This window comes from Marinimicrobium sp. UBA4209 (assembly GCF_002381585.1).
Classification (GTDB): domain Bacteria; phylum Pseudomonadota; class Gammaproteobacteria; order Pseudomonadales; family Cellvibrionaceae; genus Marinimicrobium; species Marinimicrobium koreense.
The window spans coordinates 28174-28440 of the sequence record NZ_DFTP01000008.1 but is presented as its reverse complement, the minus strand read 5'-3'; the positions used below and the strand labels follow the sequence as shown (position 1 = coordinate 28440).

1 pseudogene is annotated in these 267 nt (G+C 57.7%); it reads left to right on the top strand.

Annotated features, from left to right (window positions below):
• Positions 1-267, top strand: a pseudogene (locus B3187_RS01810) (GMC family oxidoreductase); the annotation flags it as partial.

The window sequence follows — 267 nt, the reverse complement described above, 5'->3', positions numbered from 1 at the left end:
AGGTGGGCCCCTGGCGGATCAATATGACCGGTATGGGGGAGTTTCTGCCGCGCTTTGACAACAAAGTGACCCTGAGCAAGGACCAGACCGATGCCTGGGGCATGCCACTGCTGAATATGGACTGTGATTACTCGGACAACGAGCACCATATGACCCGGGACATTCGTGACAGCGCCGCCGAGATGCTGGAAAAAGCCGGCTACAAGAACATTCAGACCGTTGACAGTGAGCAGGCCCCGGGGCTCGCCATTCATGAAATGGGCACCG